The 25302-nt window shown below is 71.7% G+C and carries 23 protein-coding genes, 2 tRNA genes and 1 pseudogene; 16 read left to right on the top strand and 10 right to left on the bottom strand.

Annotated elements, in window-relative coordinates; genetic code table 11:
* The first annotated feature begins 21 nt into the window (after window positions 1–21).
* The 3 genes from AOK11_RS23175 to AOK11_RS23165 all read left to right on the top strand — a co-directional run bounded on the left by AOK11_RS23175 (window position 22) and on the right by AOK11_RS23165 (window position 2335).
* A tRNA-Met gene (locus AOK11_RS23175) sits at window positions 22–95 on the top strand.
* Between the two features lie 223 nt (window positions 96–318).
* Window positions 319–2136 carry a tetratricopeptide repeat protein gene (locus tag AOK11_RS23170; RefSeq protein ID WP_206188904.1) on the top strand — a complete coding sequence of 606 codons (1818 nt, stop codon included), beginning with the start codon at window positions 319–321 and terminating at the stop codon, window positions 2134–2136.
* 125 nt (window positions 2137–2261) lie between these two features.
* Window positions 2262–2335, top strand: a tRNA-Met gene (locus AOK11_RS23165).
* 172 nt (window positions 2336–2507) lie between these two features.
* Here AOK11_RS23165 and AOK11_RS23160 read toward each other — a convergent pair.
* Window positions 2508–2924, bottom strand: coding sequence for a Fur family transcriptional regulator (locus AOK11_RS23160; protein WP_055595667.1), 417 nt, complete (start codon window positions 2922–2924; stop codon window positions 2508–2510).
* Window positions 2925–3070: 146 nt separating this feature from the next.
* On the opposite strand from AOK11_RS23160, the pseudogene AOK11_RS23155 reads away from it, so the two are divergent.
* A pseudogene (locus tag AOK11_RS23155) lies at window positions 3071–3454 on the top strand (catalase); the annotation flags it as partial.
* Between the two features lie 160 nt (window positions 3455–3614).
* On the opposite strand, the gene AOK11_RS23150 reads toward AOK11_RS23155, so the two are convergent.
* Both AOK11_RS23150 and hisN read right to left on the bottom strand, forming a co-directional pair.
* Window positions 3615–4019 carry a CBS domain-containing protein gene (locus tag AOK11_RS23150; RefSeq protein ID WP_055595648.1) on the bottom strand — a complete coding sequence of 135 codons (405 nt, stop codon included), beginning with the start codon at window positions 4017–4019 and terminating at the stop codon, window positions 3615–3617.
* A 252-nt stretch (window positions 4020–4271) separates the two neighbouring features.
* Window positions 4272–5072, bottom strand: a complete 801-nt coding sequence (gene hisN, locus AOK11_RS23145; protein WP_055595647.1) for a histidinol-phosphatase — start codon at window positions 5070–5072, stop codon at window positions 4272–4274.
* Between the two features lie 181 nt (window positions 5073–5253).
* Here hisN and AOK11_RS23140 point away from each other — a divergent pair, with 181 nt between their 5' ends.
* Window positions 5254–5868, top strand: a complete 615-nt coding sequence (locus AOK11_RS23140; protein WP_240497458.1) for a TetR/AcrR family transcriptional regulator — start codon at window positions 5254–5256, stop codon at window positions 5866–5868.
* 32 nt (window positions 5869–5900) lie between these two features.
* Here AOK11_RS23140 and AOK11_RS23135 read toward each other — a convergent pair whose 3' ends face one another.
* The 4 genes from AOK11_RS23135 to AOK11_RS23120 form a co-directional block, all read right to left on the bottom strand.
* The gene (locus tag AOK11_RS23135; protein WP_055595646.1) at window positions 5901–6224 is read right to left on the bottom strand and encodes a DMT family transporter; all 324 of its coding nucleotides are present in this window, start codon (window positions 6222–6224) and stop codon (window positions 5901–5903) included.
* 202 nt (window positions 6225–6426) lie between these two features.
* On the bottom strand, window positions 6427–7437 hold the full coding sequence (gene rsgA / locus AOK11_RS23130; RefSeq protein WP_055595645.1) for a ribosome small subunit-dependent GTPase A: 1011 nt from the start codon (window positions 7435–7437) through the stop codon (window positions 6427–6429).
* 10 nt (window positions 7438–7447) lie between these two features.
* Window positions 7448–8764, bottom strand: a complete 1317-nt coding sequence (gene aroA / locus AOK11_RS23125) for a 3-phosphoshikimate 1-carboxyvinyltransferase (RefSeq protein WP_055595644.1) — start codon at window positions 8762–8764, stop codon at window positions 7448–7450.
* 181 nt (window positions 8765–8945) lie between these two features.
* Window positions 8946–9668, bottom strand: a complete 723-nt coding sequence (locus AOK11_RS23120) for a M50 family metallopeptidase (RefSeq protein WP_055595643.1) — start codon at window positions 9666–9668, stop codon at window positions 8946–8948.
* Window positions 9669–9773: 105 nt separating this feature from the next.
* Between AOK11_RS23120 and AOK11_RS23115 the strand changes: the two genes are divergently transcribed.
* The 10 genes from AOK11_RS23115 to AOK11_RS23075 all read left to right on the top strand — a co-directional run bounded on the left by AOK11_RS23115 (window position 9774) and on the right by AOK11_RS23075 (window position 20573).
* Window positions 9774–10589 carry an SOS response-associated peptidase gene (locus tag AOK11_RS23115; RefSeq protein WP_055595642.1) on the top strand — a complete coding sequence of 272 codons (816 nt, stop codon included), beginning with the start codon at window positions 9774–9776 and terminating at the stop codon, window positions 10587–10589.
* Window positions 10590–10668: 79 nt separating this feature from the next.
* On the top strand, window positions 10669–11373 hold the full coding sequence (locus AOK11_RS23110) for an alpha/beta hydrolase family protein (protein ID WP_055595665.1): 705 nt from the start codon (window positions 10669–10671) through the stop codon (window positions 11371–11373).
* Between the two features lie 309 nt (window positions 11374–11682).
* Window positions 11683–12369, top strand: coding sequence for a sigma-70 family RNA polymerase sigma factor (locus tag AOK11_RS23105; RefSeq protein WP_055595664.1), 687 nt, complete (start codon window positions 11683–11685; stop codon window positions 12367–12369).
* Window positions 12366–12728: a mycothiol system anti-sigma-R factor gene (rsrA, locus tag AOK11_RS23100; RefSeq protein WP_055595641.1), complete on the top strand. Its 363-nt coding sequence runs from the start codon at window positions 12366–12368 to the stop codon at window positions 12726–12728. Before AOK11_RS23105 ends, rsrA begins: the two co-directional genes overlap by 4 nt.
* A gap of 184 nt (window positions 12729–12912) precedes the next feature.
* The gene (locus tag AOK11_RS23095; RefSeq protein WP_055595640.1) at window positions 12913–14430 is read left to right on the top strand and encodes an HD-GYP domain-containing protein; all 1518 of its coding nucleotides are present in this window, start codon (window positions 12913–12915) and stop codon (window positions 14428–14430) included.
* A complete protein-coding gene (locus tag AOK11_RS40445) occupies window positions 14427–15761 on the top strand; it encodes an HD-GYP domain-containing protein (protein ID WP_079035024.1) in 1335 nt (444 codons plus the stop codon). Before AOK11_RS23095 ends, AOK11_RS40445 begins: the two co-directional genes overlap by 4 nt.
* A gap of 292 nt (window positions 15762–16053) precedes the next feature.
* Window positions 16054–17034, top strand: coding sequence for a tetratricopeptide repeat protein (locus tag AOK11_RS23090; RefSeq protein WP_055595639.1), 981 nt, complete (start codon window positions 16054–16056; stop codon window positions 17032–17034).
* Window positions 17035–17148: 114 nt separating this feature from the next.
* Window positions 17149–17799, top strand: a complete 651-nt coding sequence (gene def, locus AOK11_RS23085; RefSeq protein ID WP_055595638.1) for a peptide deformylase — start codon at window positions 17149–17151, stop codon at window positions 17797–17799.
* Window positions 17800–18120: 321 nt separating this feature from the next.
* On the top strand, window positions 18121–19206 hold the full coding sequence (gene cyc1 / locus AOK11_RS23080; RefSeq protein ID WP_055595663.1) for an epi-isozizaene synthase: 1086 nt from the start codon (window positions 18121–18123) through the stop codon (window positions 19204–19206).
* Window positions 19203–20573: a bifunctional albaflavenone monooxygenase/terpene synthase gene (locus AOK11_RS23075; protein WP_055595637.1), complete on the top strand. Its 1371-nt coding sequence runs from the start codon at window positions 19203–19205 to the stop codon at window positions 20571–20573. Before cyc1 ends, AOK11_RS23075 begins: the two co-directional genes overlap by 4 nt.
* A 19-nt stretch (window positions 20574–20592) precedes the next feature.
* Here AOK11_RS23075 and AOK11_RS23070 read toward each other — a convergent pair whose 3' ends face one another.
* The gene (locus tag AOK11_RS23070; protein ID WP_055595636.1) at window positions 20593–21555 is read right to left on the bottom strand and encodes a helix-turn-helix domain-containing protein; all 963 of its coding nucleotides are present in this window, start codon (window positions 21553–21555) and stop codon (window positions 20593–20595) included.
* A gap of 94 nt (window positions 21556–21649) precedes the next feature.
* Between AOK11_RS23070 and AOK11_RS23065 the strand changes: the two genes are divergently transcribed.
* Window positions 21650–21901, top strand: a complete 252-nt coding sequence (locus AOK11_RS23065; protein ID WP_055595662.1) for a hypothetical protein — start codon at window positions 21650–21652, stop codon at window positions 21899–21901.
* A gap of 72 nt (window positions 21902–21973) precedes the next feature.
* On the opposite strand, the gene AOK11_RS23060 is transcribed toward AOK11_RS23065, so the two are convergent.
* Together AOK11_RS23060 and AOK11_RS23055 are read right to left on the bottom strand one after the other, a co-directional pair.
* Complete coding sequence (locus tag AOK11_RS23060; protein WP_055595635.1) at window positions 21974–22993, bottom strand: ribonucleotide-diphosphate reductase subunit beta; 1020 nt, start codon at window positions 22991–22993, stop codon at window positions 21974–21976.
* Window positions 22993–25302 (bottom strand): ribonucleoside-diphosphate reductase subunit alpha (locus AOK11_RS23055; RefSeq protein ID WP_055595661.1); only part of this gene is annotated, 2310 nt, incomplete at its 5' end. The genes AOK11_RS23060 and AOK11_RS23055, both read right to left, overlap by 1 nt.

Here is a 25302-nt window from a genome sequence, read left to right as displayed (position 1 = left end):
GTACGGTTGTACACACAACGGCGCGGGGTGGAGCAGCTCGGTAGCTCGCTGGGCTCATAACCCAGAGGTCGCAGGTTCAAATCCTGTCCCCGCTACTCAAGTCGCGAAGTCGGCGACAGCAAAGGCCCGGATTCCTCAAGGAATCCGGGCCTTTGTGGTGTGCGAACGCATGTGCCGGGACATGTGACGGCCGCGCCGGCGACGGGAGTTGGCGGATCTGTGTTTCACTTGTCTCTCTGTGGGCATGTCGACAAAACGCTGAAGTGACCTCACTGACTGCGGCATACCAGGTGTACCCAGGTTGCAGGTGGTGCGACGATGGATGTTATGGGGGACAGGACAACTCTGTTCGAGACAGGGCGTATTGAGCAGCCCTCCCCTCGGGAGGAACCTCGCGACGAGACCGCGGAGGCCGCCGACGAGGCAGCCGAGGAGCTGCGCCGGCGGCTCGCCGCCGAAGCCGGCGACGTCGAGGCGATGAGCGTCCTCGGTGCCATGCTGCTGCGCCGCGGTGACCTCGCCGGAGCCGAATCCCATCTGCGTGCCGCCACCGCCGCGGGCGACCGTGCCGCCGCCAACAACCTGGGTGTCCTCCTGTTCCAGCGCGGCTACCCGGAGGAGGCCGCGGGATGGTGGCGGATCGCCGCGGTCGCCGGCTCGGCCCCGGCGGCGCACGCGCTCGGCCGGCACCACCGTGAGCGCGGCGACGAACCCGCCGCCGAGTACTGGCTGCGCCAGTCCGCCGAGCAGGACCACGCCCTGGGCGCCTACGCACTCGCCGACCTGCTGGAACACCGCGGGGACGCGGTCGGAGCCGAGCGCTGGATGCGGGCGGCCGCCGAGCGGGGACACCGGGAAGCGGCCTACCGGCTGGCGAGGACGCTGGACCGGAAGGCCGCACGGGAGACCGGCGACGACACCGTCCCGTTCGTGGAGGAGGCCGAGCAGTGGTACCTGCAGGCCGCCGCGCGGGGGCACCGCAGGGCCGCGCTGCACCTCGGCGCGATCCTGGAGAAGCGCGGCGAGCTCAAGGAGGCCGGCCGCTGGTACCTGATGTCCGCCAAGGACGGGGAGGCCCGGGCCGCCTGCGCGCTCGGGTTCCTGCTGCGTGACGCCGGCGACACCGAGAACGCTGCCGTGTGGTGGCTGCGCGCCGCCCAGGACGGAGACGGCAACGCCGCCAACGCGCTGGGCGCCCTGCACGCCGAGCGCGGCGAGACCCAGACCGCCGAACGCTGGTACCGGGCCGCGATGGACGCGGGTGACGTCAACGGCGCGTACAACCTCGGGCTGCTCTGTGCCGAACAGGGCCGGACCGTACCGGCCGAGCAGTGGTACCGCCGCGCCGCCTACGCCGGTCACCGCGAGGCGGCCAACGCGCTGGCGATCCTGCTGCTGACGGCCGGCGACGAGAAGGGCGCGGAGCCCTGGTTCTCCAAGGCGGCGGAGGCGGGCAGCGTGGACGCCGCCTTCAACCTCGGCATCCTGCACGCGGGCCGGGACGAGGAGACGGCCGCACTGCGCTGGTACGAGCGGGCGGCGGGCGCCGGGCACACGGAGGCCGCGCTCCAGGTGGGCATGGCCCGGCTGCGCGACGGAGACGAGGGCGAGGCGGAGCGGTTCCTGCGGTGCGCGGCGGGCGGCGGCAGCGCCGAGGCCGCCTACCGTCTGGCGGCCGTGCTGGACGCCCGCCGTCCGCCGGAGCCGGCGCACGAGCTGGGCGAGCCGGTGAACCGGCGCAGTGAGTGCGAGGAGTGGTACGAGCGTGCCGCCCTGCAGGGCCACCGGCGCGCACAGGTGCGGGTCGGCATGCTCGCCGCGGCCCGTGGCGACGTGGTCGAGGCGGCCCGCTGGTACCGCGAGGCGGCCGAGGCCGGCTCCCGCAACGGCGCGTTCAACCTGGGCCTGCTGCTGGCCCGGGAGGGCAGCGAGCCCGAGGCGGCCGTGTGGTGGGCCCGTGCGGCCAATGCCGGGCACGGGCGCGCCGCCCTGCGGCTCGCCCTGGTCTACGCGCGCCGCGGCGAACTCGCCGAGGGCCAGGGCTGGGCCGACCGCGCGGCGGCACTGGGCCCGGCGGCGGTGACGGAGCGCGCGATCCGCCTGCGCGACGCCCTCCGCGAGGAACTCTCCGCGTGACCGCGTGACCGCGTGCCTGCGTGCCCGGAGGCGGGCGGCCGTGTCGCCGCACCTCCGCGGTGTACGGCCGCTCCGAAAGGGATTTGCCTCCGTCAGCATCCTTGACGTAATGTTGCATTCAACGGCGCGGGGTGGAGCAGCTCGGTAGCTCGCTGGGCTCATAACCCAGAGGTCGCAGGTTCAAATCCTGTCCCCGCTACTGAAGACCGAGGGCCGGAACTCGAAAGGGTTCCGGCCCTCGGCGCATGTACGCGTTCGTACATCCACGCGTCCACACATCCGGACATCGCGCGACGAAGCCCCGGCATCATCGGTGCCGGGGCTTCGTCGCGCGTGTGAAGGGAGTGGGCGCTCTACCGGGTCCGTCGTCGTTATGCCGTCGCGCAGTTCGGGCAGACACCGCGGTACGTCATCTCGACGCCCGAGACCGTGAAGCCGAAGCGCTCCGTGTCGGGGAGGTCGGCCAGCGGATTGCCGACCGGATGCACGTCACGGATGGCGCCGCACTGCCCGCACACCAGGTGGTGATGCGGCTGGTGGGCGTTCGGGTCGTAACGCTTGGCCCGTTTGTCCGTGGAGACCTCCAGCACCTCGCCGATCGTCACCAGCTCGCCCAGCGTGTTGTAGACGGTCGCCCGGGAGATCTCGGGCAGCTTGGTGACGGCTCGGGCATGCACCTCGTCGGCCGTCAGATGGACGTGATCGCCGTCGAGGACCTCGGCCACCACACGACGCTGTGCGGTCATCCGCCAGCCGCGTCCGCGCAGTCGTTCCAGAAGGTCGCTCATGAACACCAGCCTAACAGCTAGGAGGAAGCGAGTTCGAATGAGTGTGACTTTGGAGTCTTGCTTGACTTAGACATTGTCCATCGTAGGATCGGAGACGGCTTCGGCCAAGGGGTGCAGCGGGTTGGAACGATTTTCAGGAGACGCGTGTGACGCAAGGACCGCTTACTGCGGAGGCCTGGGCTCCGATACCCGGCAATCGGAACAGTGAGAGTGCCGGCGTCGGCGGCCCGGTGCTCGTTCAGGACCAGGTGCTCCTGGAGAAGCCGGCCCGCTTCGACCGTGAGCGCATTCCGGAGCGCGTGGTGCACGCCCGCGGCGCCGGTGCCTACGGAACCTTCACGGCCACCGCCGACGTGACGAAGTGCACCAGGGCCGGGTTCCTCTCCGAGGTGGGCGAGGGGACCGAGGTCTTCCAGCGCTTCTCGACCGTGGTCGGCGATCTGGGCGCCCCGGACGCCGTGCGCGCCCCGCGCGGTTTCGCGCTGGAGTTCTCCACCGAAGAGGGCGACCACGACCTCGTCGGCAACGACTTCCGCCGGGCGGACGAAGACTTCGGCAAGCGGCTGGAGGCCGCGGTCCAGGCCCTTCGCGGCTGATTCCAGCGCTGGACCGCTTGCCGTGGCGACGGGCCGGGCTCCCTCACGGGGAACCCGGCCCGTTTCGCGTGCCGAGCGGGTCCCGGCGCGGCGGTCACGCCGGTGTGTGCTGGGCGGCCTGGCGTCGTAAGGGAACCCAGCAGCGGATGATGTCGCGCACCGAGACGATGCCCACGGGCTCGCCCCGCTCCAGAACGATCAGATGACGGAAGCCGCCGTGGGTCATGGCATGGGCGGCGTCCTCGAGCGTCCAGGACGGGGTGGCGAAGACGACGTCGGTGGTGGTGTGGGCGTGGGCGCGCTCGGAGTCCGGGTCCTGTCCCAGGCCCAGGGAGTTGAGGACGTCCCGTTCGGTGAGAATGCCGATGCCGGTGCCCTCGGGGTCGAGGACCACGGCCGCTCCGACGCGGCGGGCGGACATCAGGGTGGCGGCCTGGCGAAGGGTGTGGGCGGGGCCGATGGTGAGGACCACCGAGCTCATGGCGTCGCGGACGAGCATGGGATGGAGCCACCTCCTACCGGAAACCGTGCCGTCGGACGCCGGGGCGGTCCACTGGTTCACGGTTTCACAAGTTCACAAGTGGGCAGGTCTTCAGAGTCGCAGGCAAAGCCCGGGTCAACAAGAGGGCGTGTGCGGCGGATCGAGGGCGCGCGCGGGCCTCGCGCGCGGGCCTCGTACGACCCGGAGCGCCGGTGGCGCCGTCGTCGGTCACACCGTGGACACCGAACGGCCCCGTGAACGCCGGCAGCGCTAGTAACGCTGGTTGAGGTAGCCCAGCAGCTCGTCGTGCAGCAGGCCGTTCGAGGCGGCCGCGTTGCCGCTGTGCGGTCCGGGGCGGCCGTCGAGTCCGGTGAAACTGCCGCCGGCCTCGGTGACGACGATCGCGGGAGCGGCCATGTCCCAGAGCGACAGCTCCGGCTCGGCGCACATGTCGACCGACCCCTCGGCGACCATCATGTACGGCCAGAAGTCGCCGTACGCGCGCGTACGCCACACCTCGCGGGTGAGGTCCAGGAAGCCGTCCAGGCGTCCCTGCCCCTCCCAGCCGCTGAGCGAGGAGTACGCGAACGAGGCGTCGGCGAGCTTGGAGACCCGGGAGACCTGGAGCCGGGAGGCCGAGGACAGACTGCGGCCGCTGTAGGCGCCGTGGCCCTTCGCCGCCCACCAGCGGCGGCCGAGCGCGGGAGCCGAGACGAGACCGACGACGGGCTGGAAGCCCCCCTCACCGGCCTCCATCAAGGAGATCAGCGTGGCCCAGACGGGAACGCCGCGCACGTAGTTCTTGGTGCCGTCGATCGGGTCGATCACCCAGCGCCGCGGCCCCGTGCCCTCCACCCCGTACTCCTCGCCGAGCACCGCGTCCCTCGGACGGGCGCGCTGGAGGTGGCCGCGGACGACGTCCTCCGCGCCCTTGTCCGCCTCGGTCACCGGCGTCATGTCGGGTTTGGTCTCCACCTTGAGGTCGAGGGCCTTGAACCGGTCCATCGTCGCGGCGTCGGCGGCATCCGCGAGGACATGGGCGAGACGCAGGTCATCAAGGTAGTCGGGCATGCGACAAACCGTATCTGCCGAGGTGGGGCCAGGGCTACAGGGGGCTTCCGGCCCGCGTACGGGCCGGAAGCCCGCACACCGCGCGGGCACCGGGACTCCGCACCCCGCGCGAACCCTTGACAGTGCCCGACGGCGCGTCAAATCTGAAGCGCAGAGCCGCTCGCCCGCCCCGAGGGAGGCGATGATGCCCGCAGCGCGGGAATCTCTGCTGGACGCCGCCTACGCGGCCCTCGCGTGCCGTCCGTGGTCCGCGGTACGGATGGTGGACGTGGCCGCGGCGGCCGGAGTGTCCCGGCAGACGCTCTACAACGAGTTCGGCAGCAAGGAGGGGCTCGCCAGGGCCCTGGTCCGCAGGGAGGCCGACGGCTACCTCGCCGGTGTCGACCGCGCCCTCACGGTTCACGACGACCCCCGCGACCGGCTCGCGGCGGCGGCCGAGTGGACCGCCGCCGCGGCCCGCCGGAACGCCCTCGTCCGGGCCCTGCTCACAGGCTGCTGGAGTGAGCGCCTGCCCTCCCCGGCCCTGTCACCGGTCCGGTCCGGCTCCGCCGTCCCCGCCCAGCGCCGCGCCGACGGCCCGCTGCCCTCGCCCGGTGACCTCGTCGCGCTCGTCCGCGACCGCGCGGTGGCCGTCCTGAACGGCCCCGGCGTGCCCGGGGCGGCCGACACCGCGGAGCTGGCCCGCGTCTGTGAACTGGTGGTGCGCCTCGCCCTGTCCTGCATCGCCGCGCCGCCGGCCGAGGGCGGTGTCGCCGACCTGGTCCGCAGTGCCCTGCGCCGTCAGCCGGTGCCGTAGCGCCCCCCCCCGTGCTCACCGGGGGGCGGTGTTCAGTGCGCCGATCCCGACAGCTGCAGCCCGATCACGCCGACGATCACGAAGGTGATCGAGACGATCTTCAGCGTCGACACCAGGTCTCCCAGGAACACCATCCCGTAGATCGCCGTACCCGCGGCCCCGATGCCCGTCCACACGGCGTACGCGGGCCCGACGTCCAGCTTCTTCAGGGCCAGGGTGAGCAGGCCGAAGCTGCCCAGCGCGAACACGCAGAAGGCGACCGTCGGCCAGAGTCGGGTGAAGCCGTGGGACAGCTTCAGGCACACGGCGAAACCGGTCTCGAGCAACCCGGCCACCACGACCAGCAGCCACGCCATGTGTCGTCCTCCCGTTGTCCCCACGTACAGTGACCGCTTTACGCAGAGTGGCCGGTTCCGCCGGGTTCGACGGCTTCGGATCCGGCTCGGTGCGATTATGCACTTACCGCCCGCGGCCCCTGACAAACACGCGAGGGCCGACGATCCCGCGTCGTGGCCCGAGGGGGGCCCGGCCGGTCCCTGCCGCTCCGGGGTGCCCGGGTCAGTCGCCCTCCGTGTGCTGCCGGGTCGCCAGCAGCCGCCGCAACGAGTACAACCGCGCCGGGTCCGCGTGTCCCTCGGCGACCCAGGCGTCCAGCGCGCAGTCCGGTTCGTCGTGGCTGCACGCGCGGGGGCAGCCCTCCGTGCCCGGCCCGAGGTCGGGGAAGGCGAGGATGACCCGCGACGGATCGACATGGTGGAGACCGAACGACCGGACTCCGGGAGTGTCGACCACCCACCCCTCGGCACCCGCCAGCGGCAGCGCCAGCGCGGACGTCGTCGTATGACGCCCCCGCCCCGTCACCGCGTTGACATGCCCGGTCGACCGTCGCCGCTCCTCGGGCACCAGCGCGTTCACCAGCGTCGTCTTGCCGACCCCGGAGTGCCCCACGAACGCCGTGATCCGGCCCGCCAGCTGCTCCCGCACCCGGTCGGCCGCCTTGCCGTTCTCCAGTTCCTCACGGCTGGTGACGACATACGGGATGTCGAGATCGCCGTACAGCTCCAGCAGCTTGTCCGGCGGCGCGAGGTCCGACTTCGTCAGGACGAGCAGAGGGGTCAGCCCGCCGTCGTACGCCGCGACCAGACAGCGGTCGATCAGACGCGGGCGGGGCTCGGGATCGGCGAGGGCGGTGACGACGGCCAGCTGGTCGGCGTTGGCGACGACGACCCGCTCGTAGGGGTCGTCGTCGTCCGCGGTACGGCGCAGTACCGACGTCCGCTTCTCGATGCGGACGATCCGCGCGAGGGTGTCCTTCTGGCCGGAGAGGTCGCCCACGATCGCGACCCGGTCGCCGACCACCGCCGCCTTGCGTCCCAGCTCACGGGCCTTCATGGCGAACACCGTGCGGTCCTCGACTAGGCAGGTCAGCCTGCCCCGGTCGACGGTGAGGACCAGGCCCTCGGAGGCGTCCTCGTGCTTGGGCCGGATGTGGGTGCGCGGCCGGTTGCCCTTGCGGTTCGGGCGGGAGCGGATGTCGTCCTCGTCGGTGTGCTTGCCGTAACGGCGCATCGTCTTGGTCCTAGGCCCCGAGCATCCCGGTCCACAGTTCGGGGAAGTCCGGGAGCGTCTTCGCCGTGGTCGCCACGTTCTCGATCCGTACGCCCTCCACCCCGAGGCCGATGATCGCGCCCGCGGTGGCCATGCGGTGGTCCTCGTAGGTGTGGAAGAGGCCGCCGTGCAGCCGGCGCGGGCGGATGTGCAGACCGTCGGCGGTCTCGGTGACGTCGCCGCCGAGCTCGTTGATCTCCTTGGTGAGCGCGGCCAGGCGGTCCGTCTCGTGCAGCCGGAGGTGGGCCACACCGCGCAGCGTGGACGGCGAGTCCGCGAGCGCCGCGACGGCCGCGATGCCCGGCGTCAGCTCACCGACCTCGCCGAGGTCCACGTCGATGCCGTGGATCGATCCGGAACCGGTGAACACCAGCCCCTGCTCGGTCAGCTCGCAGGAACCGCCCATCTCGGTGAAGATCTCCCGCAGCCGGTCACCGGGCTGGGTGGTGCGGGCCGGCCAGTCCGGGACGACGACCCGGCCGCCGGTCACCAGCGCCGCCGCCAGGAAGGGCTGGGCGTTGGACAGGTCGGGCTCGATGGTGAGGTCCCGTCCGAGCAGGGCCCCCGGGGTGACCCGCCAGACGTTGGGCTCGCCGCCCGACTCCGGGCTGTCCACCTGGGCGCCCACCGCGCGGAGCATGTCGACCGTCATCCGGATGTGCGGCAGGGAGGGGAGCGTCGCGCCGGTGTGCCGGACCTCGACGCCCTGGTTGAAACGCGGCGCGGACAGCAGCAGCGCGCTGACGAACTGCGACGACGAGGACGCGTCCACCGACACGGTGCCGCCCTCCAGGGCGCCGCCGCCGTGCACGGTCAGCGGCAGCGCGCCCCGGCCGTCGTCGTCGATCCGGGCACCGAGGTGACGCAGCGCGTCGATGACGCCGTTCAGCGGGCGCTCGTACGACCGCGGGTCGCCGTCGAAACGGACGGGACCGTCGGCCAGCGTGGCGACCGGGGGGAGGAACCGCATCACCGTGCCGGCGTTGCCGACGTCCACGGTGGCCGGTCCGCGCAGGCCGGTGGGCAGCACCCGCCAGGCCTCACCGGTGCCGTCGGGGCCCACGCCCTCCTCGATCTCGATCCCCATGGCCCGCAGCGCGTCGGCCATCAGCAGTGTGTCGCGCGAGCGGAGCGGGCGGCGCAGCCAGCCGGGCTCGGAGGCCAGGGCGGCGAGCACGAGGGCACGGTTGGTGACCGACTTCGACCCCGGCACATGGACCGTCGCGTCGACGGCTCCGCTTGCGTGCGGGGCGGGCCAGAGGGCGGTGGATGCGGGATTAGCGGTCATGCGCACCACTTTAATGGCGGCCCGGTCCGCCGGGCGTGCCCGGGACCGTCCGGCCCCGAGCCGTCGTCCCCTGGTCGGGCCACTCCACCGGGCATCCCCGGCCGACTACGGGTGGAGTCCCGCGCGTGCGCACCCCTGTCGGGGAGCCAACGAACACCGTCCCCGAGTCCCCCCTGCGGCGTCACAGCCCCAGCAGCCAGCGCCCTCCGCCGAGCAGCGAGCACAGGGACACCGCGTGGAACAGGAAGAACCACAGACCCGCCGGTACGTGCGTCAGCCGGGACAGCTGGTCCGCGTCCGAGTCGCCCGCGCCCCCGCGCGCCCGCTTGGCCTGGAGTTCGAACGCCGGGCGCACTCCGCCGAGCAGCAGGAACCACACCACGGCGTACGCGAACGCCGCTTGGACCTGCGGGCCGGCCAGCCAGGAGACGAGGACGAACGTGCCGCCGGTGAGCAGCACCGTCAGCGCCCCGTACGCGTTGCGGATCATCACCAGCATCGCCACGAGCAGCACCGTGGCCAGCCACAGCAGCAGCGTGATGCGCCCGGCGCCCAGCAGCGCCGCCCCGCCGAGGCCCAGCAGCGGGGGAGCGGTGTAGCCGGCCGCGGCGGTGAGGATCATGCCGATACCGGTCGGCTTGCCCCGGCTGACGGTCAGGCCGCTGGTGTCCGAGTGGAGGCGTATCCCCGTGAGGGTGCGGCCGGTGAGCAGCGCCACGAGCCCGTGACCGCCCTCGTGGGCGATGGTGATGGCGTTGCGCGAGAGTCTCCACAGCCCGTGCGGCGCGACGACGGCGAGCGCGGCGGCCAGGGCGGCGAGCACCACCCACAGGTCGGGGTCGGGCTGGGTGCCCGTGACCTCGTCCCAGAGGGAGGCGAGCGAGGCGGATGCGGTGCTGTCCATGTTCGGCGGGGACTCCTCGTGGTCGCGAACCGAGGGGGCGGCGCGAAGCGCCTCATTGCAAGGGGCGGTGGCAGGGAGACGGGTGGGCCTGGCAGTGTTGCATGTATGTGCGGACGGTATGCAGCTAGTCGCAGGCCCGAGGATCTCGCAGAAGTCTTTGAGGTCGAACAGTGGGAGCCGGAAGAGGCCCTGGAGCCCGATTACAACGTGGCGCCCACCAAAGAGGTCTTCGCCGTACTCGACCGTGCGGTGAAGGACGCGGACGACCCGCGGCCGGTTCGGCAGCTGCGGAAGCTGAAGTGGGGCCTCGTGCCCTCCTGGGCCAAGACACCCGAGGGCGGGGCCCGGCTGATCAACGCCCGCGCGGAGACCGTCCACGAGAAGCCGTCCTACCGTCGTGCCTTCGCCACCCGGCGCTGCATCCTGCCCGCCGACGGCTACTACGAGTGGGTCACCGGCACGCAGGAGCGGGACCTGGAGGTCGAGGGCAAGCGGAAGCGCCCCCGCAAGCAGCCGTACTTCGTGACACCGGCCGACGGCTCGGTGCTCGCGATGGCGGGTCTGTACGAGTTCTGGCGGGACCGGACCCTGCCGGACGACCATCCCCGGGCCTGGTGGGCGACGTGCTCCGTCATCACCACCGAGGCGGAGACCGAGTCGCTCGCGATGGCACCGGCGGACGGCCCGACGACCCTGGCCGACATCCACCCGCGGATGCCGCTGATGCTCACACCGGACCGCTGGGACGCCTGGCTCGACCCCGCCCGCACGGACACCGAGGAGGTGCGCGGGCTGCTCGCACCGCCGCCCTCCGGCCTGATGCGCGCCTTCCCGGTCTCCACGGCGGTCAGCAACGTCCGCAACAACGGCCCGGACCTGCTGAGGGAACTGGAAGCACCGGAAGAGAGCACACTCTTCTGACGTGACGCATGCGAAGAACGCGAAGAGCCCGAAGCACACCCCTGCCGCCGCCGGTACGGCGGAACCGTGGGCCGAGACCGTGGAGACGGACGCGGGCCTCGCCCGCGTCACCTGGCACCCCGCCCGGCCCACCGCGCGCCTCGTCCTCGCGCTGGGTCACGGCGCCGGCGGCGGCATCGAGGCGCGGGACCTGAAGGCCCTGGCCACCGTGCTGCCCGCGCACGGCGTGACCGTGGCCCTGGTGGAGCAACCCTGGAGGGTGGCCGGCAAGAAGGTGGCTCCCGCCCCGAAGACCCTGGACATCGGCTGGCGCGGCCTCTGGCCCGCGCTGACGAAGCCGGGCCTGCCGGTGATCTCCGGCGGGCGCAGCGCCGGAGCCCGGGTCGCCTGCCGGACCGCCGGTGAACTGGGCGCCCGTGCCGTGCTGGCCCTCGGCTTCCCCCTGCACCCGCCCGGCAGACCCGAGAAGTCCCGCGCCGACGAGCTGCTCGGGGCCGGGGTGCCCACCCTCGTCGTACAGGGCGGCAACGACCCCTTCGGCAGGCCCGGGGAGTTCCCCGAGTACGGGAGGGGCCGCGCGATGGGGGTCCCCCCGGGCGTTCAGCTCCGGGGGAGCGCCGGTGCAAGGGCGGTGGCGGGAGACGGGTGGGCGTACGAACTGGTCGAGGTGGCGCACGGCGATCACGGCCTCGCCGTTCCCAAGCGGGCGGACATCACGCAGGAGGAGGCCCTGACGGTCGTCACGGACGCCGTCGTGCGGTGGGCCGGCTCCCTCGTGCCGTAGGAGGTCACCTCTCTCCCGTGGCGGCGGCCGCTTGGCCCGCCCGGGTAAAGCTTCGGGAATGTCCGGACGCCCTCCGCTGTTGACGCCGACGTGTTCGCCGGTCTCCGGCACAGCCGTCGTAGTCGTATAGGAGAGGAAGTCCGCCGCATGGGTTCGACCTTCTGCCCGAGCCGCAAGGGCCGCACCGACCTGGACTGGACGGTGCTGCACGCGGCCAGGACCGTCCCCCTTCGGGCGGCGGACGGACCGGATCGTCGTCTATCCTCCGATTCGGGTGAGGCCGTTCCCGGTCTCGCGACAACGGAGGAGGTGGGTCCGGTTCCCGGTACCGGCGCAGGGACCGATCACGGCCAGGCGGAGCAGCCCGAGGGCCAGGGCGACAGGCGGGCGGAATCGGCCGCCGAGCGCAACGCGCGCTTCGAGCGGGACGCGCTCGAGTTCCTCGACCAGATGTACTCGGCCGCCCTGCGCATGACGCGCAACCCGGCGGACGCGGAGGATCTGGTCCAGGAGACGTACGCCAAGGCGTACGCGTCCTTCCACCAGTTCCGCGAGGGCACCAACCTCAAGGCGTGGCTGTACCGGATTCTGACCAACACGTTCATCAACTCGTACCGCAAGAAGCAGCGGGAACCGCAGCGCAGCGGGGCCGAGGAGATCGAGGACTGGCAGATCGCGCGGGCCGCGTCGCACATGTCGACCGGTCTGCGTTCCGCGGAGTCGCAGGCGCTGGACCACCTCCCCGACTCGGACGTCAAGGAAGCGCTCCAGGCGATCCCCGAGGAGTTCCGCATCGCCGTGTATCTCGCGGATGTCGAGGGCTTTGCCTACAAGGAGATCGCCGACATCATGGGCACACCCATCGGTACCGTGATGTCCCGCCTGCACCGTGGCCGCCGCCAGCTGCGCGGCATGCTCGAGGACTACGCGCGCGAGCGCGGACTGGTTCCGGCGGGCGCCGGAGAGTCGAACGAAGCGAAAGGCTCGAGGTCATGAGCTGCGGAGAGCCGCACGAGACGGATTGCAGCGAAATCCTCGATCATCTCTACGAGTTCCTCGATCGTGAGATGCCGGATTCCGACTGCGCGAAGTTCGAGCACCACTTCGAGGAGTGCTCGCCCTGTCTCGAGAAGTACGGGCTCGAGCAGGCGGTGAAGAAGCTGGTCAAGCGGTGCTGCGGGCAGGACGACGTGCCGGGCGACCTGCGCGCGAAGGTCATGGGCCGGATCGACGTGATCCGCTCGGGCCAGGCCGTCCCCGACCAGGACGTCGCTGTTTCCGAGACGACCGCACCGCCCCGGACCGCTCCGGCGCCGCAGGCACCCCGGACCGCTCCGGCGCCGCAGGACTCCTGAACCCCGCTGTTCGAGCGCTCTGCGAACACCTGCCCAGGAAGGCACCCCTCGAAAGGGGAGTGCCGTCACTCGTACGTGCTAATCCGCGGGTCATGACCCCGCGGAGGTGCCGTTCGTCCCCCTAAGCTCCGGACCCTGACAGGCGACAGGCCGAGCGCGGCCGTCACAGTCGGGGGAGGGACTCATGGAGGCGTTACCGGCACGGGCCCGCATGTACGTGACCGGTGTCGCCGTGGCGGGCCTGCTCTGTCTGCTGCCGGCGGTGCCCCTGTCGTCCGCGCCGCTGTCGCAGACACTGCCGCTGCCACTGCAGCTGCCGCTGTCGGCCGCGTCCGGTCCGGACGTCCCCTGGGGAGCCGTCGCCTTGCTCGCCGTGCTGTACGCCGGCTGCGAGCGCCTGGCCCGGTCCCGGCACCTCGGTGCCCCGAACCCGGGCGGCACTTTCCACCCCGTTCTGCTCGCCGCGGCCTTTCTGCTGCCGCCGTCCGCCGCCGCGCTGGTCGCGCTGCCCGGCGCGCTGCTCACCCCCGTGGAACAGCGGCCGTTCCTCGCGCGGCGGATCTGGCGGGCCGGCCAGCTGACCCTCGCCGTGTGGGCCGCGGGCCGGGCGCACCTCGCGGCCGGCGGCCGGGAAGCGGTCGCGGACGGGGACGTTCCGGCGGCGCTGGGCGCAGCCGGCGCCTCGGTACTGGTGTTCTGCCTGGTACTCACACTGCTGGACCGCGGCATCCTGGCACTGGCGGGCGGTGTGCCGTTTCGACGCGGGAACCGGGCGCCCCGTCCGGAGTGCCGGCGGACGACCTGGCGGAGGACGCGACGGAGGCCCCGGCGGACAAGCCGGCGGAACACCCGGCAGACGACCTGGTGGCGGCTGTTCCTGCGGTCGCTCGCACCGGTCACTGTGCACGGGCTCGCCGGACTGATGATGGCCCTGCTGTGGCGCAGCCCCTACGGGCCCGTGGCCGCGCTCCTCGTGCTGCTGCCGATGTGCGTCTCGTGGTGGGCGTTCGCCCAGTACCACCGGGAGCGGGCCGCCCATCAGGCGACGATCCGGGCGCTCGTGCAGGCGGTCGACATCAAGGACGGGTACACGCGCGGGCACAGCGAGCGGGTCGGCCAGGCCTCCACGATGATCGCGCGTGAGCTCGGCATGGACGACGAGCGGACCGAGGTGCTGCGCTTCGCGGGCATCCTGCACGACGTCGGCAAGCTCGGGGTGCCCACCCGGCTGCTCACCAAGGACGGGCCGCTGACCCCCGAGGAGCGGCGGGTGATCGAGCTGCACCCCGAGTACGGGCACGAGATGGTGCGCGGGATCTCCTTCCTGGGCGAGGCCCGCGCGGCGGTGCTGCACCATCACGAGCGGCTGGACGGCAGCGGCTACCCCTACGGGCTGGCGGGCGCTCAGATTCCGGAGTCCGCGCGAGTGGTGGCGGTCGCCGACGCCTTCGACGCGATGACCTCCAACCGGTCCTACAGCAGGGCCCGGCCGGTGCCCGTGGCGCTGGACGAGCTCCAGCGGTGTGCGGGCGACCACTTCGACCCGCGGATGGTGGAAGCGCTGGTGCGGGCGATCGGCCGGACCGGCTGGCATCCCGCGGTGACGGCCGAGGACGTCCGGCAGCCTCCTGGCCCGCCCGCCCCGCCCGCCGACGAGCCGGTTGCCACTCAGGTCGCCGATCCGCCCGGAGCGCGCCGATGACCCTCCGGCCGCACACCCTCGTGCACGCCTGCGCCGCCGCGCTCGCCGCCGGCTGTCTCGGCGCCACCCTGTGGCACGGGATCGCGGAACGCGGTGCCGCCCTCGCCTTCGGTCTCCTCGTCGCCGTCGGCGAACTCACCCGGCACCACGGACCGCGGCCCCGCGACGGACGACGGCCCGGCGAAGGAGCTCCGCCGGGCGCCGGAACGCAGCCCCGTGACGGACCGCGGATCCGGCAGGCCGCGCCGCTCGCCGCCGCCGGGTCACTGGCGTACGCGCTGCTCGGCGAGGCCGGCGGGCGGCCCAGCCACCACGGCGCGGCCCAGGTCGTCACCGTGGTCCTCGCGGCCTCACTGCTCGGCAGCGTGCCGCACATCGGGCGCGGGCGCGGGCCCACCCGCGACCGGCTGGCCCGCCGGACCCTCACCGTCGGGTTCGTCGCCGTGTGCTTCCAGCCGTTGTACGGCCGGGGGACGTTCGACGACTGGGGCGGCCCCGCCCACGCGCTGCTGCTGCTCGCCCTGCTGTCGCTGTCCGCGCTGTGCGACGCCGTGCTCGCCGCCGCGCTGGCCCACTCCCGCACCGGCTGGCCCTTCCCACCGGTGCTGCGCGACGAACTGCGGGCGCTGCCCGGTATCGGGGCCGCCGTCGTCGCGACGGGCGCGGTGATGGCGCTCGGTGTCGCGGTCGTGGGGCTGTGGGCGCTGCCCCTGCTCTCCGTGCCCTTGCTGCTCGCGCAGCTGTCCTACCGGCGGTACGCGGCCGTCCGTGCCACCTACCGGCAGACCATCGCCTCCCTCGCGCGGGCCACCGAGATCGCCGGCTGCACCCCGGCCGGGCACGCCCGCAGGGTCGCCGACCTCAGCCAGTCGGTGGGCCGGGACCTGGGGCTGACCGAGCCGGACCTGACCGTGCTGGAGTACGCGGCCCTGATGCACGACATCGGTCAGCTCAGCCTTGTCGACCCGGTGCCCGCAGGTGCCACCGCCGCCCTGCCGGCCCCGGAACAGCGGCGGATCGCCCTGCTCGGCGGCGCCGTGGTCCGCCAGACCGGGGTGGACCCGAAGGTGGCCGGGATCGTGGAGCGGCAGGCCGAACCCCACCGGGAGCAGCCGCTGGCCGCGCGGATCGTCCGGGTGGTGAACGCGTACGACGAGAAGTCCCGGGCAGGAGGCCCCGGCGGGCCTCTGACGGCACTGGAGGAACTGCGCCTCGGCACCGCCGGCGAGTACGCACCCCAGGTCGTCGAATCCCTGGCCCGGGTGCTGTCCAGGGCAGCCGGGGCAGGGGAGCACGCAGACGGGTACGAGGACGGAGGCGGCCGGCCGTGAGGCAGCGGGAGGCCGTCGGGGCATTGCGGGGGCCGGGATGTGAGGATGAGGACGGCGCGGTGAGCAAGGGGGGACGAGGACGACTGCGGGTGTGCCGGGGGAAGGGGCGCGAGGACCGGCGTGAGGACGGCGCCCGAGCGCGGCGAGAGCCGCGAACGGGACGGTCTGACCCGGGCGGGCCCGGGGTAACCCATGGGTAATGAGCGCCCTTCCAGCCGTACGTGGTTGGATGCGAAGGAGACGGTGTCCGGGGGCTAGGCCGCCCACCGCACGGAACTGGCAGGCGGGAATCGTGAGGATCTTCGGCAAGGGACGGAACAGGCCCTCCGCCTCCTGGCGGCAGGCCACCGACCGCGCGTTCACACTCATCGGCGACGGCCGCTACGAGGACGCGGGCGCGCTGCTCACCCGGGCCGCCGATCTGGAGCCCTGGCTGTCGGAGTCCTGGTTCAACCTCGCGCTGCTGCACAAGTTCCGCCACGACTGGGAGCAGGCGCGGTCCGCGGGGCTCAGGGCCGTGGCCCTGCTCGACCGGGACGCCGGAGCGCCGGACTGGTGGAACGTCGGCATCGCCGCCACCGCCCTGCAGGACTGGCCGCTGGCCCGCCGCGCCTGGCAGGCCTACGGGCTGAAGGTGCCCGGGAGCCCCACCGACTCCGGCGAACCGCTCGGTATGGACCTGGGCAGCGCGGCGGTACGGCTGTCCCCGGAGGGGGAGGCCGAGGTCGTCTGGGGCCGGCGGCTCGATCCCGCCCGGATCGAGGTGCTGTCCATTCCGCTGCCGTCCTCCGGCCGCCGCTGGGGCGAGGTCGTCCTGCACGACGGGGTGCCGCACGGCGAGCGGAGCACGGTCGCCGGGCACACCTACCCGGTGTTCGACGAGATCGAGTTGTGGGCGCCCTCACCGGTGCCGACCTGGGTGGTCCTGCTGGAGGCCGCGAGCGAGGCCGACCGGGACGCCCTGGAGCAACTGGCCGCGGACGCCGGGTTCGCCGCCGAGGACTGGTCGTCGTCGGTGCGGCTGCTGTGCCGGATGTGCTCGGAGTCCCGGATGCCGTCCGACGAGGGCGAAGGAGAGCACCTCGACCCGCACGACCACAGTGAGCCGGGGCATCCCGGACCGCTCGGCCACCGCACCGACGGGCAGTTGTGGGTGCCGGAGCGCGAGTGCGGGCTCGCCGCGCCGCCCTCACTGGTCCGCGGTCTGCTGGACGGATGGGTCGCGGACAGTCCGGACTCGCGGGACTGGCGGGATCTCGAAGAGGTCTGCTAGGGCGTTCACCGGGCCGGTCGTCGGACAGGGCGCGGGCCGGTCGGCGGGCGGGCCGTTCGCCGTACCCTGTACCAGCATCACACCCCATGTTTTCCAGGAAGGCGTACGTCGGTCATGGCTCAGCAGGACACCGATCAGCAGCACGCGGGCGTGCTCCCCGTCGACGAGGAGGGGTACGTCATCGACACGGAGGGCGGCGCGGAGCGCGAGGCCGCCTGGGTCGAGCGCGGCACCTCGCGGCCGATCACCGTGGTCGGCAACCCGGTGCTGCACAAGGAGTGCCGGGACGTCACCGACTTCGGCCCGGACTTCCAGCAGCTGGTCGCGGACATGTTCGCCAGCCAGCGCACCGCCGAGGGCGTGGGCCTGGCCGCCAACCAGATCGGCGTCGACCTGAAGGTCTTCGTCTACGACTGCCCGGACGACGACGGCGCGCGCCACGTCGGCGTGGTCTGCAACCCCGAGCTGGTCGAACTGCCCGCCGAGAAGCGCCGGCTGGACGACTCCAACGAGGGCTGCCTGTCGGTCCCCACCGCGTACGCGCCGCTGGCCCGGCCCGACTACGCCGAGGTGACCGGTCAGGACGAGCTGGGCAACCCGGTCAAGGTGCGCGGCACCGGCTACTTCGCACGGTGTTTGCAGCACGAGACGGATCATCTCTACGGCTACCTGTACATCGACCGGCTCTCCAAGCGGGAACGCAAGGACGCGCTGCGGCAGATGGCCGAGAACGAGCCGCGCTATCCCGTGGTCGCCAACGACTGACCCCCTGTCACCTTCATGACCGCCAGGGTGCTTCGTCCCCCTGGTTCGCAGAACTCCCTCGCGCACGGCGCCTGGTCCGGTGTTCCCTCCGGACCAGGCGCCGTTCGTCTTTCCGTCAAGCGTTCGACCCCTCGACGGATGGACGGCCCGAAACCGGACACGCAAGGGGAGGATCTCGGCACCGTCGGGTAGTGAAGGAGGCAAATGCGTTCCCAGGACGGTCAGTTGTGGTGCTGAATGGTGGGGTGGGGATACGCATGGGCGTGCGTCCGGCACGGGGGAAGGGGCGCACGCCGACTGGCGGCTGAGAGGGGATTGTTCGTGCATGCTTTGTCACACGGCACCACATCGAAACCGACCACCATCGCAGTTCCACCGGCGCTGTCTCTCCCGGTGATCGAGGCGGCGTTTCCTCGGCAACTCCATCCGTATTGGCCGAAGCTCCAGGAGGAAACCCGCGCGTGGCTGCTCGAAAAGCGGCTCATGCCGGCGGACAAGGTGGAGGAATATGCCGATGGACTGTGCTACACGGACCTCATGGCGGGCTACTACACAGATGCCGCCGACGAGGTCCTCCAGGCGATAGCGGACTACAGCGCGTGGTTCTTCGTCTGGGACGACCGGCACGACCGCGACATCGTGCACGGCCGCCCCGACGCCTGGCGGCGGCTGAAGGACCACCTGCACACGGCTCTCGACAGTCCCACGGACCACCTGCATCACGGGGACGCACTGGTGTCCGGGCTCGCGGACAGTGTGCGGCGGCTGTACTCGTTCCTTCCGGACACGTGGAACGCCCGGTTCGCCCGGCACTTCCACACGGTGATCGAGGCGTACGACCGGGAATTCCGCAATCGTACGGAGGGAATCGTCCCCACTGTCGAGGAATATCTGGAACTGCGCCGGCTCACCTTCGCGCACTGGATCTGGACCGATCTCCTGGAGCCGAGCGCGGGCTGTGAACTGCCGGACAGCGTACGAAAGAACCCGTCCTATCGGAAGGCGGCCCTGCTGAGTCAGGAATTCGCCGCCTGGTACAACGACCTCTGCTCGCTCCCGAAGGAATTAGCGGGCCATGAGGTGCATAATCTCGGAATCAGTCTCATCGTCCATGAGGGGCTCACCCTCGAAGAGGCGGTCGTCGATGTGAGGCGCCGCGTCGAGAAATGCATCACCGAATTCCTCGACGCGGAACAGGGAGTCTTGCGATTCGCCGACGGTCTCGACGACGGCACGGTGGGAGGGAAGGAACGGGGCGCGGCCGTGCGGGCCTGCCTCGGAAACATGCGGAACTGGTTCAGTTCCGTCTACTGGTTCCACCACGAGTCCGGCCGGTACATGGTCGACAGCTGGGACGACCGGTCCACGCCCCCGTACGTCAACAACGAAGCGGCAGGTGAGAAATGACCGTCGAGTCGGTGGAACCCGGAGCGTCCGCGGCGACCGCACTGCGCGAGCCGCCCTTGGCCGGCGGAGGTGTCCCCCTCCTCGGCCACGGCTGGAAGCTGGTGCGCGATCCGCTGGCCTTCATGGCCCAACTGCGCGATCACGGCGACGTCGTGCGCATCAGGATCGGACCGAAGACGGTGTACGCCGTCACCACCCCCGCCCTTACCGGGGCGGTGGCGCTGAGCCCCGACTACATCATCGCCGGGCCGCTGTGGGAGTCCCTGGAGGGACTGCTCGGAGAGGAGGGCGTCGCCACCGCCAACGGCCCGCTGCACCGGCGTCAGCGCCGCACCATCCAGCCCGCGTTCCGGCTCGACGCGATCCCCGCGTACGGGCCGATCATGGCGGAGGAGGCGTACGCGCTCGTGGAGCGCTGGCGCTCCGGCGAGGCACTGGACGTCACGGCGGAGTCCTTCCGCGTGGCCGTCCGGGTCACCGCCCGCTGCCTGATGCGCGGCAGCTACATGGACGCCCGGGCCGAGCGCATCTGTGCCGACCTCGCCACGTTGTTCAGCGGTATGTACCAGCGCATGGTGGTACCGCTCGGACCGCTTTATAAGGTGCCGCTTCCGGCCAACCGAGAATTCAACCGGGCGCTGGCCGATTTGCATGTCCTGGTCGACGAGATCGTCGCCGACCGACGGGCGAGCGGTCAAAAGCCGGACGATTTGCTGACGGCTTTGCTGGAGGCGAAGGATGAGAATGGTGAGCCCATCGGGGAACAGGAGATCCACGACCAGGTCATCGCCATCCTCACCCCCGGCAGCGAAACCGTCGGAGCCACCGTCATGTCGCTCCTCCTGGTTCTCACCGAGCACCCGGAACTCGGTGACAAGATCCGCGACGAGGTGAAAACCGTCGTCGGTGACCGGCCCGTCGCATTCGAGGACGTCCGAAAGCTGACGTACACCGCGAATGTCGTCACCGAGACCCTGCGGCTGTATCCGGCCGTATGGATATTGACGCGCCGGGCGGTGACCGAAACGGAACTCGGCGGATACCGCATTCCCCGGGGGGCGGACCTCATCTACAGTCCGTACGCCATCCAACGCGACCGGCGGTCGTACGAGCGGAACGAGGAGTTCGACCCGGACCGCTGGCTTCCGGAGCGGGCCAAGGACGTGCCCAAGCACGCGATGAGCCCGTTCAGCGTGGGCAACCGGAAATGCCCCAGTGACCACTTCTCGATGGCCGAGCTCACGCTCATCACCGCAGCGATCGCCTCCGCCTACCGGTTCGAGCACGTGCCCGGCTCCGATACCCGGCCCCGGATCGGCATCACCCTCCGGCCGCGCCGGCTGATGCTGTCGGCGCTGCCCCGCTGACCGGCCGCGCGGCGCACGTTCAGGCGGCCTCCGGGCCCCTGAACGTGCGCCGGTAGGCGTGCGGAGTCGTCCCCACGGCGCGCACGAAGTGGTGGCGCAGCGCCGCCGCGTTACCGAAACCGGTGCGGCCCGCGATCGCGTCCACCGTCTCGTCCGTGGCCTCCAGCAGATGCTGCGCCAGCAGCACCCGCTGGCGCAGGACCCAGCGGTAGGGCGTGGTGCCGGTCTCCTGCTGGAAACGGCGGGCGAACGTGCGCGGGGACATGTGGGCGCGGGCCGCGAGCTGCTCGACGGTCACCTCCTCGTCGAGATGCCGCTCCATCCACACCAGCACCTCGGACACGCTGTCGCCGCCGGGCGGAGGCAGCGGGCGCTCGATGTACTGGGCCTGGCCCCCGTCGCGGTGCGGGGGCACCACCATGCGCCGGGCGATCCGGTTGGCGACCTCGGGACCCTGCTCCTTGCGCACGAGATGCAGACAGGCGTCGATCCCGGCGGCGGTGCCCGCGGAGGTGATCACCGGGTCCTCGTCGGCGTAGAGCACATCCGGTTCGACGGTCAGGTGGGGGTACCTCCTGGTCAGCGCGTCCGCGTGCCGCCAGTGGGCGGCGGCGCGCCGGCCGTCGAGGAGGCCGGCGGCGGCGAGGACGAACACGCCGGAGCAGACGCTGAGCACCCGGGCGCCCCGGTCCACGCCCCGGCGCAGCGCGTCCAGCAGCCCGGGCGGGAAGTCCCGCGTCTCGTAGCACGACCCGGCGGGCACGGCGATGAGGTCCGCCGCCTCCAGCCGGTCCAGGCCGTGCTCGACCTGGATCGAGAAGCCCGTGTTGCTGCGCAGCGAGGGGCCTTCGGCGGAGGCGACCGCGAAGTCGTAGACGGGCAGGCCGTCGTCACTGCGGTCAACGCCGAAGACCTCGCAGACGACACCGAGCTCGAAGGGGTTCACGCGGTCGAGCAGGACGGCGGCCACATTGCGGAGCATGGCCCCAGTGTGCCCTGCCGCTGGCAGTAAATCGAGGGTGTGCGGCAGTCCTGCCACTGTTCGGTAAGGAGCGTCCGGCGCGACAGTGGTGTCCATGGAGACGACACATGTGGAAGCACTGATCGGAATGCTGACCGTTCTCGGACTGCTCGCCCTGATGGTCCTCCCCGCCGTCATCGGCATCGCGCACGAGCGGAGGATCGACCGACAGCTCGAGCGGGCCGGGACCGACCGCGCCGCCGCCGAGCGGCGCCACGCCCCCACCGGGCCGTCCCGGCCGGAGCGGACCCCGGGGTCCCGTTCCGCGCGGAGTGCCACCCCGCACCGCACCGCGCGCGCGGCGTGAGATGCGGGCGCCGGCGGGCGGCACCCGGGCCGGCAGCCCGGGGAGGAGGGACCTCCCCGGGCCGGACCGGCTCTAGAACTCCTCGTCCAGGTCGACCGTGCCCTCCACGGCGACCTGGTACGCGGACGGGCGCCGCTCGAAGAAGTTCGTCAGCTCCTGGACCCCCTGGAGCTCCATGAACGAGAACGGATTGTCCGAGCCGTACACCGGGGCGAAGCCCAGCCGGGTGAGCCGCTGGTCGGCCACGCACTCCAGGTACTGCCGCATCGACTCGGTGTTCATGCCCGGCAGCCCGTCACCGCACAGGTCGCGCCCGAACTGCAGCTCCGCCTCGACCGCCTCGCGCAGCATGTCCGTCACCTGCTGCTGAAGCTCGTCGTCGAACAGGTCCGGCTCCTCCTTGCGGACGGTGTCGACCACGTCGAAGGCGAAGGACATGTGCATCGTCTCGTCCCGGAACACCCAGTTGGTGCCGGTCGCGAGACCGTGCAGCAGGCCCCGGCTGCGGAACCAGTACACGTAGGCGAACGCCCCGTAGAAGAACAGGCCCTCGATGCACGCGGCGAAGCAGATCAGGTTGAGGAGGAAGCGGCGGCGGTCGGACCGTGTCTCCAGCCGGTCGAGCTTCTCCACCGAGTCCATCCACCGGAAGCAGAACTCCGCCTTCTCCCGGATGGACGGGATGTTCTCCACCGCCGCGAACGCGGCCGTCCGGTCCTCCGGATCGGGCAGGTAGGTGTCCAGCAGGGTCAGATAGAACTGGACGTGCACCGCCTCCTCGAAGAGCTGCCGCGACAGGTACAGCCGCGCCTCCGGGGAGTTGATGTGCTTGTAGAGGGTGAGCACCAGGTTGTTGGCCACGATCGAGTCGCCGGTGGCGAAGAAGGCCACCAGACGGCCGATCAGATGCTGTTCGGCGGGGCTCATCCGCGCGAGGTCGGCGACGTCCGAGTGGAGGTCGACCTCCTCCACGGTCCAGGTGTTCTTGATCGCGTCCCGGTAGCGCTCGTAGAAGTCGGGGTAACGCATGGGGCGCAGGGTGAGTTCGAAGCCCGGGTCAAGCAGGTTCTGGGTTCGGGGGGCGGTGGTCATCACTGGCAGGCCTCGCAGGACTCGGGGTTCTCAAGGGAGCAGGCGACGGCTTCGGGATCGGCGGCCGGCTGCGGGGTGGGGACAGGGGCGGGAACGGGGCCGGTGGCGGCAGTGGTCTGCGCCTGGGCCGCGCGGGCGATGCGGGTCGCCGGCCGGGAGCGCAGGTAGTACGTGGTCTTCAGGCCCCGCTTCCAGGCGTAGGCGTACATCGAGGAGAGCTTGCCGATGGTCGGCGTCTCCATGAACAGGTTCAGCGACTGCGACTGGTCCAGGAACGGGGTGCGGTCGGCGGCCATGTCGATCAGGGCGCGCTGCGGGATCTCCCACGCGGTCCGGTACAGGCCGCGCACCTCCTCGGGGATCCAGGTGAAGTCCTGCACCGAGCCGCCGGCCTCGCGCAGTGCCTCGCGGGTCCGCGCGTCCCACACGCCCAGCCGCTTCAGGTCGTTCACCAGATACGAGTTGACCTGGAGGAACTCCCCGGACAGCGTCTCGCGCTTGAACAGGTTGGACACCTGCGGCTCGATGCACTCGTACACGCCGGCGATGGACGCGATGGTGGCGGTCGGCGCGATCGCCAGCAGCAGCGAGTTGCGCATGCCGACGGAGGCGATCCGTTCGCGCAGCGCCGACCAGCGCTCGGGCCAGGCGAGTTCGGTGTCGTAGTGGTCGGGGTGCAGCACGCCCCGGGCGGTCCGCGTCTGCTCCCACGCCGGCAGGGGGCCGACGGGGGTCCCTCCTGCACCGGAGCCTGTCGCAGGCGCTTGGGGGCGTTCGGCGAGGCCGGCGGAGGTCTCGTACGCGGCGAGCATGATGCGCTCGGCGATCCGGGTGGAGAGCCGCCGGGCGCCGGGGGAGTCGAAGGGCAGGCGCAGGGCGAAGAAGACGTCCTGGAGGCCCATCACCCCCAGCCCCACCGGCCGCCAGCGCGCGTTGGAACGGGCCGCCTGCCCGGTCGGGTAGAAGTTGATGTCCACGACCCGGTCGAGGAAGGTGACGGCCGTGCGCACGGTCTCGTCCAGCCGCTCCCAGTCGAGGTCACCGGCCGCCAGGTCGACGAGCGCGCCTAGGTTGACCGAGCCCAGGTTGCACACCGCCGTCTCCCCGTCGCTGGTGACCTCGAGGATCTCCGTGCACAGGTTGGACGAGTGGACGACGTGACCGGGCTCGGCCGTCTGGTTGGCGGTGCGATTGGCGGCGTCCTTGAACGTCATCCAGCCGTTGCCGGTCTGGGCGAGGGTCCGCATCATGCGCCCGTACAGCTCCCGGGCGGGGATCGTCTTCCGCGCCAGACCCGCGGCCTCGGCGGCCCGGTAGGCCGCGTCGAACTCCTCGCCCCACAGGTCGACCAGGTCCGGGACGTCGGACGGGGAGAACAGCGACCAGGCGGCGTCGGCGTCGACCCGGCGCATGAACTCGTCCGGCACCCAGTGCGCGAGGTTCAGGTTGTGCGTACGGCGGGCGTCCTCGCCGGTGTTGTCGCGCAGCTCCAGGAACTCCTCGATGTCCGAGTGCCAGGTCTCCAGGTAGACCGCCGCCGCGCCCTTGCGCCGGCCGCCCTGGTTCACGGCGGCGACGGAGGCGTCCAGGGTCTTCAGGAACGGGACGATGCCGTTGGAGTGCCCGTTGGTGCCGCGGATCAGCGACCCCCGGGAGCGGATGCGGGAGTAGGCCAGACCGATGCCGCCGGCGTGCTTGGAGAGGCGGGCCACCTGGTGGTAGCGGTCGTAGAGGGAGTCCAGTTCGTCCTTGGGGGAGTCGAGGAGGTAGCAGGAGGACATCTGGGGGTGCCGGGTACCTGAGTTGAACAGGGTGGGGGAGGAGGGCAGGTACTCCAGGCGGCTCATCAGGCCGTACAGCGAGGCGACTTCGTCCACCGAGCGGGGGGTGCCGTCCTCGGCGAGACCGGAGGCGACCCGCAGCAGGAAGTGCTGCGGTGTCTCGACGACCTTGCGGGTGACCGGATGCCGCAGCAGATAGCGGCTGTACAGGGTGCGCAGCCCGAAGTAGCCGAACCGGTCGTCCGCGCGGGGGTCGATCAGCGCGTCGAGACGGTCCGGGTGCAGCAGGACGAACTCGGCGGTCCGGTCCGCGATGAGGCCCTCGCGGTGCCCGGCGGCGATCGACGAGGTGAACGACGTGACCCCCTGCGAGGCGGCCTCGGTGCGGATGCCGAGGGTCAGCAGCCGGGCGGCGAGCCGGGAGTAGACGGGGTCCTCGGAGATGAGCCCGGCCGCCGCCTCGGTGGCCAGCTCCCGCAGTTCGGCCTCGTCCGCACGGGCGGACCGGCCGCGCAGCGCGGCGGCGGC

It is taken from the genome of Streptomyces hirsutus (assembly GCF_001418415.1).
GTDB lineage: Bacteria > Actinomycetota > Actinomycetes > Streptomycetales > Streptomycetaceae > Streptomyces > Streptomyces hirsutus.
The sequence above is the reverse complement of the archived record's forward strand: the minus strand, read 5'-3'. Positions and strand labels throughout refer to the sequence as shown.

Coding starts and splice junctions, on each gene's coding strand:
- hisN (WP_055595647.1), bottom strand. CDS start 5,072: ATGCCCGACTACCTTGATGACCTGCGTCTCGCCCATGTCCTCGCGGAT.
- AOK11_RS23095 (WP_055595640.1), top strand. CDS start 12,913: ATGGAGGCGTTACCGGCACGGGCCCGCATGTACGTGACCGGTGTCGCC.
- rsrA (WP_055595641.1), top strand. CDS start 12,366: ATGAGCTGCGGAGAGCCGCACGAGACGGATTGCAGCGAAATCCTCGAT.
- aroA (WP_055595644.1), bottom strand. CDS start 8,764: ATGACCGCTAATCCCGCATCCACCGCCCTCTGGCCCGCCCCGCACGCA.
- AOK11_RS23170 (WP_206188904.1), top strand. CDS start 319: ATGGATGTTATGGGGGACAGGACAACTCTGTTCGAGACAGGGCGTATT.
- AOK11_RS23135 (WP_055595646.1), bottom strand. CDS start 6,224: ATGGCGTGGCTGCTGGTCGTGGTGGCCGGGTTGCTCGAGACCGGTTTC.
- AOK11_RS23115 (WP_055595642.1), top strand. CDS start 9,774: ATGTGCGGACGGTATGCAGCTAGTCGCAGGCCCGAGGATCTCGCAGAA.
- AOK11_RS23140 (WP_240497458.1), top strand. CDS start 5,254: ATGATGCCCGCAGCGCGGGAATCTCTGCTGGACGCCGCCTACGCGGCC.
- AOK11_RS23150 (WP_055595648.1), bottom strand. CDS start 4,019: ATGCTCGTCCGCGACGCCATGAGCTCGGTGGTCCTCACCATCGGCCCC.
- rsgA (WP_055595645.1), bottom strand. CDS start 7,437: ATGCGCCGTTACGGCAAGCACACCGACGAGGACGACATCCGCTCCCGC.
- AOK11_RS40445 (WP_079035024.1), top strand. CDS start 14,427: ATGACCCTCCGGCCGCACACCCTCGTGCACGCCTGCGCCGCCGCGCTC.
- AOK11_RS23075 (WP_055595637.1), top strand. CDS start 19,203: ATGACCGTCGAGTCGGTGGAACCCGGAGCGTCCGCGGCGACCGCACTG.
- AOK11_RS23065 (WP_055595662.1), top strand. CDS start 21,650: ATGGAGACGACACATGTGGAAGCACTGATCGGAATGCTGACCGTTCTC.
- AOK11_RS23160 (WP_055595667.1), bottom strand. CDS start 2,924: ATGAGCGACCTTCTGGAACGACTGCGCGGACGCGGCTGGCGGATGACC.
- def (WP_055595638.1), top strand. CDS start 17,149: ATGGCTCAGCAGGACACCGATCAGCAGCACGCGGGCGTGCTCCCCGTC.
- AOK11_RS23120 (WP_055595643.1), bottom strand. CDS start 9,668: ATGGACAGCACCGCATCCGCCTCGCTCGCCTCCCTCTGGGACGAGGTC.
- AOK11_RS23070 (WP_055595636.1), bottom strand. CDS start 21,555: ATGCTCCGCAATGTGGCCGCCGTCCTGCTCGACCGCGTGAACCCCTTC.
- AOK11_RS23060 (WP_055595635.1), bottom strand. CDS start 22,993: ATGACCACCGCCCCCCGAACCCAGAACCTGCTTGACCCGGGCTTCGAA.